The sequence below is a fragment of the Kitasatospora sp. NPDC057595 genome (genome assembly GCF_042800875.1).
Taxonomy (GTDB): domain Bacteria; phylum Actinomycetota; class Actinomycetes; order Streptomycetales; family Streptomycetaceae; genus Kitasatospora.
The window spans coordinates 63,264-76,924 of the sequence record NZ_JBHVGL010000008.1 but is presented as its reverse complement, the minus strand read 5'-3'; the positions used below and the strand labels follow the sequence as shown (position 1 = coordinate 76,924).

General features: G+C 75.7%; 12 protein-coding genes. 1 reads left to right on the top strand and 11 read right to left on the bottom strand.

Annotation, left to right across the window (positions count from 1 at the left end; all coding sequences use genetic code 11):
- Positions 1-130: 130 nt before the first annotated feature.
- From ACFU9E_RS14725 to ACFU9E_RS14715, 3 genes are all read right to left on the bottom strand, one after another.
- Positions 131-1,501, bottom strand: coding sequence for a M28 family metallopeptidase (locus tag ACFU9E_RS14725; RefSeq protein ID WP_380687171.1), 1,371 nt, complete (start codon positions 1,499-1,501; stop codon positions 131-133).
- Positions 1,502-1,761: 260 nt separating this feature from the next.
- A complete protein-coding gene (locus ACFU9E_RS14720; RefSeq protein ID WP_380687169.1) occupies positions 1,762-3,984 on the bottom strand; it encodes a sensor histidine kinase in 2,223 nt (740 codons plus the stop codon).
- 166 nt (positions 3,985-4,150) lie between these two features.
- Complete coding sequence (locus tag ACFU9E_RS14715) at positions 4,151-4,792, bottom strand: response regulator (protein ID WP_380687173.1); 642 nt, start codon at positions 4,790-4,792, stop codon at positions 4,151-4,153.
- Positions 4,793-5,081: 289 nt separating this feature from the next.
- On the opposite strand from ACFU9E_RS14715, the gene ACFU9E_RS14710 reads away from it, so the two are divergent.
- Entirely contained in the window at positions 5,082-7,322 is a 2,241-nt protein-coding gene (locus tag ACFU9E_RS14710) for a sensor histidine kinase (RefSeq protein WP_380687167.1), read from the top strand.
- Positions 7,323-7,550: 228 nt separating this feature from the next.
- Here the strand turns inward: ACFU9E_RS14710 and ACFU9E_RS14705 are convergent, their stop codons facing one another.
- From ACFU9E_RS14705 to ACFU9E_RS14670, 8 genes are all read right to left on the bottom strand, one after another.
- Complete coding sequence (locus ACFU9E_RS14705) at positions 7,551-7,730, bottom strand: hypothetical protein (RefSeq protein ID WP_380715035.1); 180 nt, start codon at positions 7,728-7,730, stop codon at positions 7,551-7,553.
- Positions 7,731-7,916: 186 nt separating this feature from the next.
- Complete coding sequence (locus ACFU9E_RS14700; RefSeq protein WP_380690138.1) at positions 7,917-9,041, bottom strand: NAD(P)-dependent alcohol dehydrogenase; 1,125 nt, start codon at positions 9,039-9,041, stop codon at positions 7,917-7,919.
- Positions 9,038-9,634 (bottom strand): VOC family protein, encoded by a 597-nt coding sequence (locus tag ACFU9E_RS14695; RefSeq protein WP_380690140.1) that lies wholly within the window; start codon positions 9,632-9,634, stop codon positions 9,038-9,040. Before ACFU9E_RS14695 ends, ACFU9E_RS14700 begins: the two co-directional genes overlap by 4 nt.
- Positions 9,631-10,527 carry an SDR family oxidoreductase gene (locus ACFU9E_RS14690; RefSeq protein WP_380715033.1) on the bottom strand — a complete coding sequence of 299 codons (897 nt, stop codon included), beginning with the start codon at positions 10,525-10,527 and terminating at the stop codon, positions 9,631-9,633. The genes ACFU9E_RS14695 and ACFU9E_RS14690 overlap by 4 nt, the downstream gene beginning before the upstream one ends.
- The gene (locus ACFU9E_RS14685; protein ID WP_380715032.1) at positions 10,524-11,381 is read right to left on the bottom strand and encodes a cupin domain-containing protein; all 858 of its coding nucleotides are present in this window, start codon (positions 11,379-11,381) and stop codon (positions 10,524-10,526) included. The genes ACFU9E_RS14690 and ACFU9E_RS14685 overlap by 4 nt, the downstream gene beginning before the upstream one ends.
- Complete coding sequence (locus tag ACFU9E_RS14680) at positions 11,378-12,616, bottom strand: zinc-binding dehydrogenase (RefSeq protein WP_380715030.1); 1,239 nt, start codon at positions 12,614-12,616, stop codon at positions 11,378-11,380. The genes ACFU9E_RS14685 and ACFU9E_RS14680 overlap by 4 nt, the downstream gene beginning before the upstream one ends.
- Positions 12,613-13,023, bottom strand: coding sequence for a hypothetical protein (locus tag ACFU9E_RS14675; RefSeq protein WP_380679509.1), 411 nt, complete (start codon positions 13,021-13,023; stop codon positions 12,613-12,615). The genes ACFU9E_RS14680 and ACFU9E_RS14675 overlap by 4 nt, the downstream gene beginning before the upstream one ends.
- Complete coding sequence (locus ACFU9E_RS14670) at positions 13,020-13,553, bottom strand: hypothetical protein (protein ID WP_380679507.1); 534 nt, start codon at positions 13,551-13,553, stop codon at positions 13,020-13,022. The genes ACFU9E_RS14675 and ACFU9E_RS14670 overlap by 4 nt, the downstream gene beginning before the upstream one ends.
- Between the last annotated feature and the right edge of the window lie 108 nt (positions 13,554-13,661).

Genomic DNA, 13,661 nt, shown 5'->3' with positions numbered 1-13,661 from the left:
CAATTCACACCCCCAACCCCCAAACCGTTATTTTTTGTCTGCGGGGGGGTTTGTTTTTTTTTAAACGCCCCGGGGCCGGGGGGGGGCGGCCCCGGGCCCCGCCCCCGCGCGGGACTTCACTGATGAAGCGTCAGAAGGTGAGCTTCCAGCTGTCGATGTATCCGGTGTCCTGGGGTCCGGTGTCCTGGACCTTGAGCTTCCAGGTGCCGTTGGCCGGCACGGCGGAGGCGTTCACGGTGTAGGTGGTCTGCACGTTCGCCCCGGAGTCACTGCCGCTGGCGGCCTTGAGGCGGAAGCTGGTGCCGTTCGGCGCGACCAGGTCGATGACGAGGTCACCGCGCCAGGTGTGCTTGATGTCCACGCCGACCTGGAGTGCGGCCGGGGCGTTGCCGGTGCGGCCGGTGACGGCGATGTCAGAGGTCACGGCCGCGCCGTAGTCGGGGATCTGGACGTCGGCGGTGTTCTCGAAGACGGTGCCGGTGGGCGGGGTGGTGCCGCCGGCGGCGAGGGTCCAGACGGCGTAGGCGATGGCGTCGCTCATCCGATCCAGCGCGGTGTCGTTGATGTTGGCGCTGGTGTCGCAGGAGGCGTGGTAGCAGCGGTCGAACGGCTGGCCCGCCGTTCCGCCCCACTTGGCGGCCTGGGCGCTGGTCTTGGTGTAGTCGGCGCCGCTGAACAGGCCGCCGACGCGGATGCCGGCGTTCTGGAACGGGGCGTGGTCGGAGCGGCCGTCGCCCTCGAAGTCCTGCTCGGTGCTGATGCCGAGGCCGGCGAAGTAGTCGCGGAACAGGGCGTCGAGGGCGCTGTCGTAGCGGTAGGTGAAGTAGCCGGGGTTGGGCGAGCCGATCATGTCGAAGTTGAGGTAGGTCTCGATCTTCGAACGCTCGGTGGCGGCAAGGCTGTTGACGTAGTTCTTGGAGCCGACCATGCCGTACTCCTCGGCGCCCCACCAGCCGAACCGCACGTGCTTGGTGGGCTGGAGGCCGGCCCGCGAGACGGCGAGCGCGGTCTCCAGGATGCCGGCCGAGCCCGAGCCGTTGTCGTTGATGCCCGGTCCGCCGGTGACGGAGTCGAGGTGGGCGCCGGCCATGACGACGTGCGAGGTGTCGCCGCCGGGCCAGTCGGCGATGAGGTTGTAGCCGGTCGAGCCGTTGTAGCTGAAGGTCTGCAGGGTGGTGGTGTAGCCGGCCGCGTCCAGTTTGCCCTTCACGTAGTCGATCGAGGCCTTGTAGCCGGTGCGGCCATGCGCCCGGTTGCCGCCGTTGGCGGTGGCTATCGACTGGAGCTGGGCCAGGTGCGCCTTGACGTTGGCGACCGGGATGTCGGGGGCGGCGGCGACCGCCGGCGCGGCGGCCGGGGCGGTCGGGGCCGCCGGCACGGTCGGGGCGGTCGGGGCCGCGGAGGCGGCGGGGGCGAGGAAGGCGGCCGCGAGGGTGACGGCGGCAGCGGCGGACAGGGCGGATCGGCGCAGGCGGGATCGCCGCGGGGCGCGCTCGGTCAATGGGGGCTCCGGAATCCGGTGGGGCAGGACGGAAGCGCGCCACTTCGCCTGCGGCGGAGGGTATTGAGGGGGCGTGGGGCCGCCGGCCGCAGCAAAAGTTGACGCGACCATGATGATTAGGCGAACCCGGGAGTCCGTCAAGGGGCGGCGGAATCGGTGACAGCTGACAGAATCTGAAATCTGTCATCTGTTATCTGTTATCTGTCAGCTGATTTCTGTCAGTCGTCGGCCACCGGCCGTCAGCGGTGAGCCGTGAGCGGTCAGCGGTCGACCGGTGCCTGCTCGGGCGTATGGGGCAGCACGGCCCGGACGAGGGCGCCGCCGTCGTGGTTGCCCGAGACGAACCGGCCTCCCAGTTCCTCGGCGCGCTCGGCCATCGAGCGCAGCCCCACACCCACAGCGGTCCGTCGGGCGGCCTCGCCGTCGCCCCCGCTCTCCGCCGGGAAGCCGCGGCCGTCGTCCCAGACCTCCAGCACCACCGCCTCCGGCCGCACCCGCAGCGTCAGCCGGGCCCGGCCGGCCCCCGAGTGACGCAGCACGTTGTGCAGCGCCTCGCCGCTGATCCGCAGCGCCGCCACCTCGACGGCCGCCGGCAGCGCGGGCGGCGGGTCCGGGTCCAGCACCAGCGAGATCCGCACCCGAGACCCGTCCAGCTCCGCGACCAGCCGCCGCAGCGCCACCGCGAGCCCCTCGCCCGCGAGCGCGGCGGGCGCCAGCCCCTCGGTGATCCGGCGCAGTTCGTCGATCGCCTGCCCGATCCCGGCCGACACGGTGACCAGCGAGCGGGCCGCCGGGGAGTCCTCGGGCACGGCGGCCCGCGCGGTGTCGACGCCGAGCCGCAGGCCCGAGAGGGTCGGCCCGAGGCCGTCGTGCAGATCGTGCCGCAACCGCCGCCGCTCCTCCTCGCGGGCGAGCACGATCTGCCGCCGGCCGCGCTGCAGTTCTTCGTACATCCGCAGCGAGGCGATGGCGGGCGCGGCCTGGTCGGCGAGGAAGCGCAGCACCTCGTGGTCCTGGGCGTCCAGTTCGGGCTGCCCGGTGCGCGGAGGCGCGTACAGGTCGCCGATCACCGCGCCCTCGTAGCTGAGCGGGAACACCTGGCTGGCGGGTCCGAGGGTGCCGACGGCGGCGAGTTCGTGCGGCCCGGTGCGGGTGTGCAGGACGACCCTCGCCCCGGGCAGTCCGAGGGCGTTCACCACGGTGTCGCAGAGCAGGGGCGGCGCGTCGGCGGGGCTTACGGCGCGGCTCAGCCGCTCGGCGAGCGCGCGCACCACCTGGTAGGGGCGGGCCCGGTCGCCGTAGTAGAAGCGGTCGACGGCCCGCACCACCCACCGGGTGGTGGGTCCGAGCAGTCCGCCGATCGCCAGCGCGGCGGCGGCGAGCAGTTGCGCCGGGGCGCTGCTGGCCTCGGGCAGAGCACGGCGCAGCAGCAGCGCGATGCCGAGGTAGCCGGCGATCAGCAGGGCGGTGAGGGCGAGGACGCTGAGCATCCGCCGGGTCGCCCGGTCGAGGTAGCGGGAACGGTCGCGGGTGAAGGCGTAGCCGACCGCGCCGAGCATCCACAGCGCGGAGCCGGCGAAGTAGGCGACCGCCGCGACGCTCTCCGAACTGCCGAGCTGCAGGGCGATGTTGGTGGTGATCAGCCAGACCAGGTAGGGCACCAGGACGGCGGTGACGCCGCGGTGCGGGCGGGCGGAGCGCCGCCAGCGGACGGCGGCGACGGCGAGGCTGGTGACGACCAGGCCCCAGGCGACCAGGGTGGCGTGCCACTCGTCCAGCGGCAGCCCGTTCCCGGGCGGTACCAGGATGTCGCCGTGGTAGGGCAGCGGGCTGCGCAGGCGGACGGTGCACGCGTGCGCGGCGCTCCACAGGGCGACGGCCGCGACGTAGACGCGGCCCGCTCCGCCGGGCAGCCGTCCCTCGGGCAGCCAGAGCGGGAGGGCGATGGAGACGAAGATGAACAGGGCGACGGAGATGATCAGCAGGGCCGCGCCGAGGGCCTCCACCGCAGGTCCGGCGCCGGCGGCCGCGCCGGCGAGCAGGGTGAACCGGGACAGGCAGCCGCCGAGTCCGGCGGCGAGCAGGCAGCGGCCGAGGCTGCGGCCGGCCGGCGGTCCGGCGGCCGGGCCCTGTGTGGTCCCGTCGGGGGCGGGTGCGGCGCGGTGGACGAGGATGAGCAGCCCGGAGAGCGCGAAGGCGAAGCCGAGCAGCACGGTCTCGCCGTCGTGGAGGTAGTACGGGGCGGCCCAGGCGGCGTCCGGGTGGGTGACGGCGAGCAGGACCCAGCCGAGGCCGCTGAGCAGGGTCGCGACGCAGGCCCAGGCCGCCGGGCCGAGGGCGGTGCACCGGTGCGCGCCCGGAGGCGAGGGCGCCGGTGCGGCCGGCGGGCGGGTCTCGCCGGGCGGCCGGGCGGGCCTGGCGGCCGGCTCGGCGGGGTGCCGGGCCGGGGTGGTGGTGGCCGGGGTCGCGGCCGGTTCGCTCATGAGGGCCTCCTCCCCCGCATCCTGCGTCTCCTGCCGTCCCGTCGGCGTGGGACGGCAGTCCGGTCCCGGCCCCGACCCCGGTGGCGGGACGGACGACGGGGCGGCGGCGGGACGCGCCCGGGGCTCGCGGGAACCCCACGGGCTCCCGGGGCTCCCGGAGTGCGGGTCAGCCGTCGCCGAGCCCCATGTCACGGGCCCGGGCGACGGCCTCCGCACGGGTCGCGACGTGCAGCTTCTCGAAGATGTGGGTGACGTGGTTGCGGACCGTCTTCTCCGCGACCACCAGTTCCCGGGCGATCCGGCGGTTGTCCAGCCCGCGCGCCACCAGGTCGAGGACCTCCGCCTCGCGGGCGGTGAGCGCCGGGAAGAGCTGGCCGGCCTCCCGCACCCGGGCGCCGGCGAGCAGGGTGGTGATCCGCTCGGCCACGTCCGCGCCGAACACCGCCCCGCCGGCCGCGACCGTCCGCACCGCGTGCAGCACCTCCTCGCGGCCCGCGCCCTTGACCAGGTAGCCGCGGGCCCCGGCCTGGAGGGCGGCGAGCAGGCTGCCGTCGTCGTCCGCCATGGTGAGCATCAGCACCGGCGGGGCCGGCTGGTCGGCGGAGAGCCGGCGGGTGGCCTCCAGCCCGGAGCCGTCCGGCAGCGAGAGGTCCATCACGACCATGTCCGGGCGGTGGCGGGCGACGGCGTCGGGCACATCGCCGGCGCGCTCGGCCTCGGCGACGACGACGATGCCGTCGGCGCTCTCCAGGGCGGCCTTCAGGCCCTCCCGGAACAGCGGGTGGTCGTCGACGATCAGGACCCGCACGGGCACGGCCGCCGGTTCCTCCTCCGGCCGGCCCTCCGGCCGCTGCGGGTCTTCGGCGGGCTGGTCCTCGGCGGGCTGGTCTTCATCCACCCGGCCGACACTACCAGCGATGAGTGTGTGACTTTCCGTGACAGGCCTGCCCGGCGGGGCGTGCGGCCCGGTGCGGCCCGGGCGGACGTGACCGCTGCCCCATGCGCCCGGGACGGCGGGCGGCAGAAACTGGAGACAGCGCGCCCGGCCCGGCGACCGGTCGTCGGTGGGCCCTCCCCACCCGTCCCTAGGCGGTGCCATGACCACGGTGATCCCCTTCCGCCCCCGGCCGCACACGCCTGCCGGGGCCCTTCCGCGCCGCACCGCCGCGCAACGCCAACTCACCTGGGCCGCGGCGGTCACCGTGTTCTGCCTGGCGGTCGCCACCCTCTGGGTCTGCTACGTCCTGGTCCACCTCGGGGCACCGGGCATCGAGGGGCCGCGGGACCAGTTGGCCATCCTGCTCTACGCGCTGCCGACCGCGGGGGCGGGGATGCTGCTGCACGCCCACCGGCCGGGAAGTCCGCTCGGTTGGGTGATGCTCCTCTACGCGCTGACGTCGATGCTGCCCAGCGCCGTCGCCGCACCCGTGTGGGTGGAGCTGTCGGACCCCCGGATCGTGGGCGCGGCGGCGGTGGTCCGGGGAGTGTGCGACACCGTCAGCGAGGTCCTGTTCTACGTCCTGCCGCTCTGGCTGCCGTCCGGCCGGCTCACCACCCGCCGGTGGTGGTGGTACATCGGCGCCGTCACGCTGTGGGCGATCCCGGACTCGATGTCCTTCCTGGACCGCACGACCGTCTTCGGACACCCCAACCCGCTCGCCGACAGCGTGCCCGCGAACTTCTTCGGCTCCGTCACCGACCACCTGGACAGCCTCTACGACCCGGTCAACTACCTGCTGATCGGCATCGCCTCCGCCGTGCTGCTGGTTCGGCTGCTGCGGCACACGGCGCCCCGGCGTCGCGCGCACATCGCCGGGATGCTGGGCGCCTACCTGCTCTGGGCGGGCATGCAGGACTACTACACCCGGCGGTTCCAGTACGAGTACTGGCTGAGCTACTCGCTGTTCACGGCGGCCGGTGCGGTGTGGGCCGTGGCCGTCGGGTTCCTGGTGGTGCGCGACGGCGGGTGGCGGCTGGACCGCGCCGCCCGGTCGGTGCTGACCGGGCTGCTGCTCGCCACCGGGCTCACCCTGGTGTTCGTGGTGAGCGCGGCGGTGCTGTCCGGGTGGCTGGTGCCCGGCCGGGGCGCCGCGGCGCTGGTGCTGATCGCGCTGGTCTTCGCGCTGGGCACGGGTCTGCCGCGGGCCGCCCGGTGGGCCGTGGGCGCGGTGGACCGGCTCTACTACGGCGACCGCGCCCAGCCCTACCAGGTGCTGCGGACGCTGGCCGGGCAGGTCCGGCAGGTGGTCGAGCCGGAACGGCTGCCGTCCGCGCTGTGCACCGCCGTCGCGGACGAACTGCGGCTGCCGGGCGTGGCGCTGTCCGTCACCACCCGGGCCGGGCGGCGGTCGCTGGCGGCGGTGGGGCGGCTGGACGGTCCGGTCCAGGACTTCGAGCTGGTCCACAACGGTGCGGTGATCGGGGAGTTGACGGTCGGACTGCGGGCGGGAGAGGAGCGGCTGGATCCCAGCGACGTCGACATCCTGCGCTCGCTCGCCGACCAGGCCTCGCCGGCCGTCGCCTCGCTGCGCCTCCAGGAGGACCTGCAGGCCAGCCGGGAGCAGATCGTCGCGGCGCGCGAGGAGGAGCGGCGGTGGCTGCGCCGGGACATCCACGACGGGCTCGGTCCGGCGCTGGCCGGGCTGCGGCTGCGGGTCGACAACGCGGCCTCGGCGGCCGGGTCGGAGGAGACGGCGGCGACGGCGGCGACGGCGGGCGGGGAGTCGAGGCCCGAGGCGATCGCGCAGACGCTGCGGGGCATCTCGGGCGACCTGGCGATGGCGATCAAGGAGGTGCGGCGGATCACCGACCGCCTCGGACCGGCGCCGCTCGGCGAGTTCGGCCTCACCCGCGCCGTCCAGCACCTGGCGGCCTCGTTCAGCGGCGACGGGCTCGCCGTCAGCGCCGCACTGCACCCGGACCCGCTCCCGGAGCTGCCCGCCGCCGTCGAGGTGGCCGCGTACCGGATCACCGCCGAGGCGCTGAACAACGTGCTGCGACATGCCCGCGCCCGGCACGCCGAGGTGGCGGTCCGGGTGGACGAGGCGAACCTGACGCTGACCGTCCAGGACGACGGGATCGGGCTCGGCATCATCCAGAGCACCCCTCTGTTCGCCCCGGACCCGGGTGCCGGGAGGCCGGGCGACGCGGACGGGGCGGGCACGGACTCGCCGGCCGGGGTCGGCCTGCGGTCGATGGCGGACCGGGCGGCCGAGATCGGCGGGCACTGCACCATCGACCGGCTCCCGCAGGAGAGCGGGACCCGGGTGCTGGCGGTCCTCCCCCGGCACCCCTCGCAGGGGCCGCCGCGACCTGGAGGGCCGACGGCCGGGGGCTGACGGCCTGGGCCGACGACTGACAACTGACAACTGACAGATTTCAGATGACAGATAACAGCTGACAGATTTCAGATCCTGTCAGCTGTCACTCGTCCGGTCAGGGCCGGTCCGCCGCCCGCCCCCGGTGCCGGTGGCTCCGGCTCCGGGGGCGGGCGGGGTGAGGGGGGAGGGAGGAGGAGGGGCGGGAACGGGCGGAAGGATCGGGGTGATCGCAGTCGATGCGGGTGATCAGCCCCGGCAGTCCTTCTCGCCCGGCTTGCAGCGGTGCTCAAGGTCCGCGGCCTCGGCCGCGGCGGCCACCTTGGCCCCCGCGCCGACGACGGCGCTCCTGACGACCACGGTGGCCGCGGCGACGCCGACGACGACAGACGCGACGCAGAACCTCTTCGATGCCGTGTTCGTTGCCATGGGTGGTGCTCCAGATTCTTCAGCTCCGAGCGGTCGAGCCGATCAACCGCTCCGCACTCCACTCTGGTCGGCGCCCCGCCCCGGGCGCATGGGCCCGCCGTCCCGTTCCGGTCCCAAGAACGGGACGGCGGAGGGGACGGCGGCGGGGCGGGGCGGCGGACGCGTCGGCGGGCCCGCCGACGCGGCTCAGGGCAGCATCAGCACCGGCTTCACCACCTCCCCCGACTCCGCCGCCGCGGCCGCGTCCTCGACCGCCCCGAACGGGAACGTCCGCACCAGCCGGTCCACCGGCAGCCGTCCCGCGCGGAACAGGTCCACCAGCGCCGGCAGGAACCGCTCCGGCACGCTCGCCCCCTGGTTCACCCCGACGATCCGGGGCGCCCGGGCGAGCAGCCCCGGCACGTCCAACCCCACCTCGCTGCCGGCCGGCGGCGCACCCACCACCCCGCAGGTCCCGCCGACGGCCAGTGCCTCCACCGCCTGGCGCAGCGCACGCACGCTGCCGCTGGTCTCCAGCGTGTGCTGCGCTCCGCGCCCGCCGGTGAGCTCGCGGACCGCCGCCACCGGGTCCGTCGCGCCCGCGTCCACGACGTCGGTGGCCCCGAGTTCCCGGGCCAGCGCGAGCCGCTCCGGGCGCAGGTCGACGGCGACGATCCGCACCACCGGCGTCGACCGGGCCGCCAGGACGGCCGCCAGCCCCACCGCGCCCGCGCCGAACACCGCCAGCGTGTCGCCGGGCTCGGGCCGCAGCACGTTGAACACCGCGCCCGCGCCGGTCTGCACGCCGCAGCCGAGCGGCGCCAGCACCTCGAACGGCACCGCCGGACCGGTGACGGGCACGGCGTTGCGCTCATCGGCGAGCGCGTACCCCGCGAAGGAGGACTGGCCGAAGAAGTGCCCGTGCAGCGCGGTGCCGCGGTGGCGGCCGGTGCCGTGCACGGTGGCGCTGCTGTCCAGCCGGAAGCCGCCGAACAGGTTGAGCGCGGCCCAGTGGTCGCAGCGCACCGGCAGGCCGGCCCGGCAGGGCGGACAGGCACCGCAGGAGTCGAAGGTCAGCACGACGCGGTCGCCGGGCCGTACCCGGGTGACGGCGTCGCCGACCGCCTCGACGGTGCCCGCGCCCTCGTGGCCGAGGACGGCGGGCAGCGGCGCGGGCGTGCGGCCGGCCCGCACGCTCAGGTCGGTGTGGCAGATCCCGACGGCGCGGATCCGTACCAGGACCTCGTCCGCGCGCGGCTCGTCCAGCAGTACGGTCTCCGGGCGGAACGGTCCGCCCCTCCCGCGCACCACGGCCGCGATGGTCTCGATCACGACGGACCGGTCCCGTTCGACGGACCAATCCCGTCCGGTGCGCCGCCGACCGGGTCCCACGGGCCGTCGGGGGTGAACAGCCGCTCGGGAGTGGACCGTTCGTAGGGCATGCCGGGCGGCATCGCGAGCACCTCCAGCTGTAGGCCCCACGGCGTGCGGAAGTACACCCAGCGGTCGCCGTCGATCGGTCCGCCGTCGGCGATGGTCTGCGGTTCGCCCAGCACCTCGACGCCGGGCTGCCCGCGCAGGTAGGCGACGGCGCGGTCGACGTCCTCGACGGCGATGGCGAGGTGGTGCCCGCCCCAGTCGCTGTTGGCGGGCTGCTCGCGGCGCTGGCCCGGGGCGGTGTACTGGAAGAGTTCCAGGTTGCCGACGGGGCCGAGGCGCAGCATCGCGATGTGCGCCACCGCCGAGCGGTGGACGCCGAGTTGGCGGTTCATCCAGTCGTCGTCGCCGGGAGGCGCGGCGACCGGGCCGAGGCGGTAGAGCAGGCGCGCGCCGAGCACGTCGGTGAAGAACGCCACCGCCTGGTCGAGGTCGGGGACGGTGTAGGCGACGTGGTGCACTGCGCGCGCACCGGGGATGCCGGTCATGGGGCGTTCCTTCCGGGGGCGTCGGGGAGGAGGGACCGTTCGTGGGCGGCGTCGCGCTGGTTGGCGACGGCGCTCGTCAGACTCAGGCCGCCGTCGACGGTGAGCGACACACCGGTGGTGTAGGCGGCGTCGGGGCCGGTCAGGTGGACGATGGCCGCCGCGACCTCGGCCGCCCGGCCCGGCCGGCCCACCGGGATGGCGGGCCGGGCGAGAGTGCCGAGGCCGCGGCCGTCGAGGCGGTGGTCGTCGAGGACATTGTCGTCGAGGACGCCGTTCATCCGGGTCGCGGTCTCGCCGGGGCTGACCGCGTTCACGGTGATCCCGTACGGCGCCAGCTCCAGGGCCATCACCCGCGTGAGCCCGCCCAGCGCGCCCTTGGCCGCGCAGTAGGCGGCGCCGCCCGGGATCGGGGTGAACTCGTGGACGGACGTGACGTTGACGATCCGCCCGCCGCGTCCCTGCCGGACCATCCGGCGGGCGGCCGCCTGGGCGCAGGCGAAGGGGCCGGTGAGGTCCACCGCGAGGATCCGCCACCAGTCGTCGAGGGTCTCGTCCAGGACGGGTGAACGGCGGTTGATCCCGGCTGAGTTGACCAGGATGTCGATCCCGCCGAGCCGGTCGGCGGCCCCGTGCACGGCCCGTGCGGCGGCCGCCGGTTCGGCGAGGTCGAGCGGCAGCAACAGGGTTCGTCCGCCGGCGAGTTCGGCCGTGCGGTGGGCGGCGGCGAGGTCGGTGCGGTAGCCGATCGCGACCGCGTGCCCGGCCCTGGCGAGGGCGACCGCGACGGCGCGGCCGATGCCGGAGCTGGCCCCGGTGACGACCGCCACCGAGGGCGGCCGCCCACCGCCGTCGCCGTCGTCGGGGTGGTGGTGATGCGGTCCGGGGATGCTCATCGGATCACCTCCGCCGCCGCGGCGGGGCGGACCTGGTAGCCGGCCCGGGCGAGGCTCGGCGCGCCCAGGTAGCCGTAGAGGGCGGCGGTCGGGCCGGCCCGGCCGGTCCGGAAGCCGTGCCACTCGCCCGCCGGGACGAACACCAGGTCTCCGGCGTGGACCGGGACCCGGGCGCCTCCCATGAGGTGGGTTCCGCCGCCGGACAGGACGAGGAAGAACTCGTCGGCGTGCGGGTGCCGGTGCAGGTCGTGGCTGCCGTCGGCACCGAACGACGAGGCGGCGACGGTGAGTCGGCGGGCGCCGACGGTCTCGTCGGTGGCGAGCCAGTGCACCGCCATGCCGGTCGAGCCGGCGATCGGGGCGCGGTCGCCGTGGTCGGCGCCGTCGGCGTCGGCGTCGCGCTCGCCGCCGCGCTCGCCGCCGCGCGCGGCGGGCACAGCCGGGACCGGCGGGTCCGACGGCTCCGGGGCGTCACCGTGGACCCGGACGACGGCCCTCGGCGGCGCGAGCGGGACCGGGCAGGGGCGCGGCACGGGCAGGTCCCCGACCACCGCGAGGGGCCGGACGGTCAGCACCGCGGCGGGCGCGCCGGGCAGGGCGGTGAGTCCGCAGGAGCTGCCGGGCGGGTGGTAGAGGCCCTCGCCGGGGCCGAGCACGCGCCCGGCCGAGCGGATCCCGCCGGAGAGCACCAGCGTCACGGACTCGCCCACCCGGGAGGGATGGTGTTCGACGCGGACGCCCGGCGGCAGAGTCTCGACGGTCAGCCCGCCGTGCGCGGACGGCAGGTGCCGCGGGTCGATCAGCCGCCGGAACGCGGGGGCCGTTCGGGGGACGGCGGCGGGTACGAGGATCACGCGGGATCTCCTTCGGTGACGGGGGCGGCGAGCCCCCGGAGGTTGGCGGTCCCCCCGCGGCCGACGGCCGGGGAGCCGGCGCGGCCGAAGTCGAGCAGCACCTTGGGCGGGCCGCTGCGGCCGCCCGCCAGCATCCGGAACGCCTCCGGCCCGGCGGACGGCGGCAGCACGGCGGCGATCAGCGGCTCGGCCGTCAGCACGCCGTCGCTCAGCAGCCGCAGCGTGCGGTCGTAGTGGTCCAGGCCGTGCCGGACGCCGATCACGGCCTGTCCGCGCAGGGCGAGTCGGCCCGGGTCGAAGTCCGGGCACGGGCGGCCCGCCACGCCGATCACGGCGAGCCGGCCACCCGGTTCGAGCAGGTCGAGGCCGAGCGCGAACGCCTCCGCCGCACCCGACGCCTCGACCGCGAGCGAGTAGCGGGCGACGCCGGCGGTCCTCGCCTGCTCGGAGCTCAGGGCGCGGCGCGCGCCGCAGCGCAGCGCCAGTCGCCGCCCGGCCGGGTCGATGCCCACCGCGTCCACCGACTCGCCCAGGCGGGCGGCGAGTTGGACGGCGAGCAGGCCGATCGTGCCGGTGCCGAGCACGACCACCCGGTCGCCGAGCCGGCACCGGGCCAGTTCGAGGCCGGCCACCACGGTCACCGCCGGTTCGGTCAACACCGCCGACCGGTCCGGCACTTGGTCGGGTATCCGGGACAGCGAGCGTTCCGGCAGCACCACGTACTCGGCGGCGGCGCCCGGACGCCCGTACAGCCCGACCTCGGTGAGGCGTTCGCAGAGCGGGCGGCGACCGCACCGACACATCCGGCAGAGGCCGCAGTGCACCATGGTGTGGCCGACCACCCGGTCGCCGGGCGTGAACTCGGTGACGTCGCGGCCGACTTCGGTGACCGTTCCGCACCATTCGTGCCCCGGGACGAGCGGGTAGCGGGCCCGCCCGTCGCGCAGGTAGGCGGCGGTGCCGTGGAGGAGTTCGAGGTCGGTGCCGCAGAGGCCGACCAGGGAGGTCCGCACGGTGACCGCGTCCGGCCCGGGCGGCGCCGGTCGGGGCACCCGGGCCAGCGTGACCCGGTGCGGCGCCTCGAACCGCAGCGCCGCCATGGTGGGGCGGGCGCCGACCGTCGTGCGGCCGGCGCCCGCCGTGGTGGCGGGAGCCTCGGCGCGGGATCCGTCGGCGGCCTCGTCGGCGGCGTCGTCCGCGGCCCCGGTCCGGCCGGCCGTGACCGGGCCGGTCACGGCCGGCTCCGTCGTTCGGCGCGCCGCCGGGCCAGGGAACGCCTGGTCGCGGTGGTGCGGCGGGGCGCGGACAGGGCCAGGCAGAGCAGCTCGGCGCCGAGCGGACCGGCCTCCAGGAGCAGCGCACGGCCCCGGGTCGCGAGCAGCAGGTCGCCGTCGACGGCCAGGTGGTCCGGCTCGTCGGAGCTCCGGCCGACGAGCAGTGAGCCGCGCGCCACGAACAGGACGGTCTCGCCGTCCGGCCGCCCCGGCAGCGCGTAGTGGGCGCCGGGGCTGAGCCGCAGGTGGTCGAAGCTCTCGCAGGCACTGGCGAGCATGGAGCGGCGCGCCAGGCAGCGCACGCGCACGCGCTCGCCGTGCGGGCCGAGGATGACGGCGGCCGAGGCCGTCGCGGTGGTGACGATCACCTTGGCTCGCCTCCCTTCGGGCTCGGAGGGGTGTCGGGACGGTCGGGGCGGTGGTGATCGGGGCGGTGGTGATCGGTGGCGCGGCCGTCCTGTTCGGTGGCCGGTCGCTCGACGGTCGGGGGCTCGACGGTCGGGGGCTCGACGGTCGGCCGCTCCGCCGCCGGGTGGGCGGTGGCCCGGCCCGGGTGGCCGGCGACGGCGAGCACCGCGTGGAAAAACTCCAGACCGGCGGTGCCGGCCGTCAGTACGGTGCGCGCGCCGAGCGGGAGCGTCACGGCGGTGCCCTCGACCAGCGGGATCCCGGAGTCACCCGCCGTCGACGTCTCGTCCCCGGTCTCGGCCTCCGGCACCGTCGCGGTGCCGGATCCGGCCGTGACGTACAGGGCGCGTTCGACGCCCTCGGCCGTGACCTCGACGCTGCGGCCCGGGTCGAGCCACTGCAGTCCGACGGCGCGCAGCGGTCCGGTCAGCACCCGGCTGGGGTCGACGGCGCCGCGCCGGCGGAGGTCGGTGATGACGGTGCCGGTCATGACGGAGACTCCTTCTGGTGTCCTGCGGTCCCTGCTGGGCCGTATCTGTTCTCCACGGTGCGGCGCCTGCCGTCCCGGTCGCACGGGAACCCGGTCCCGTCCTGTTCC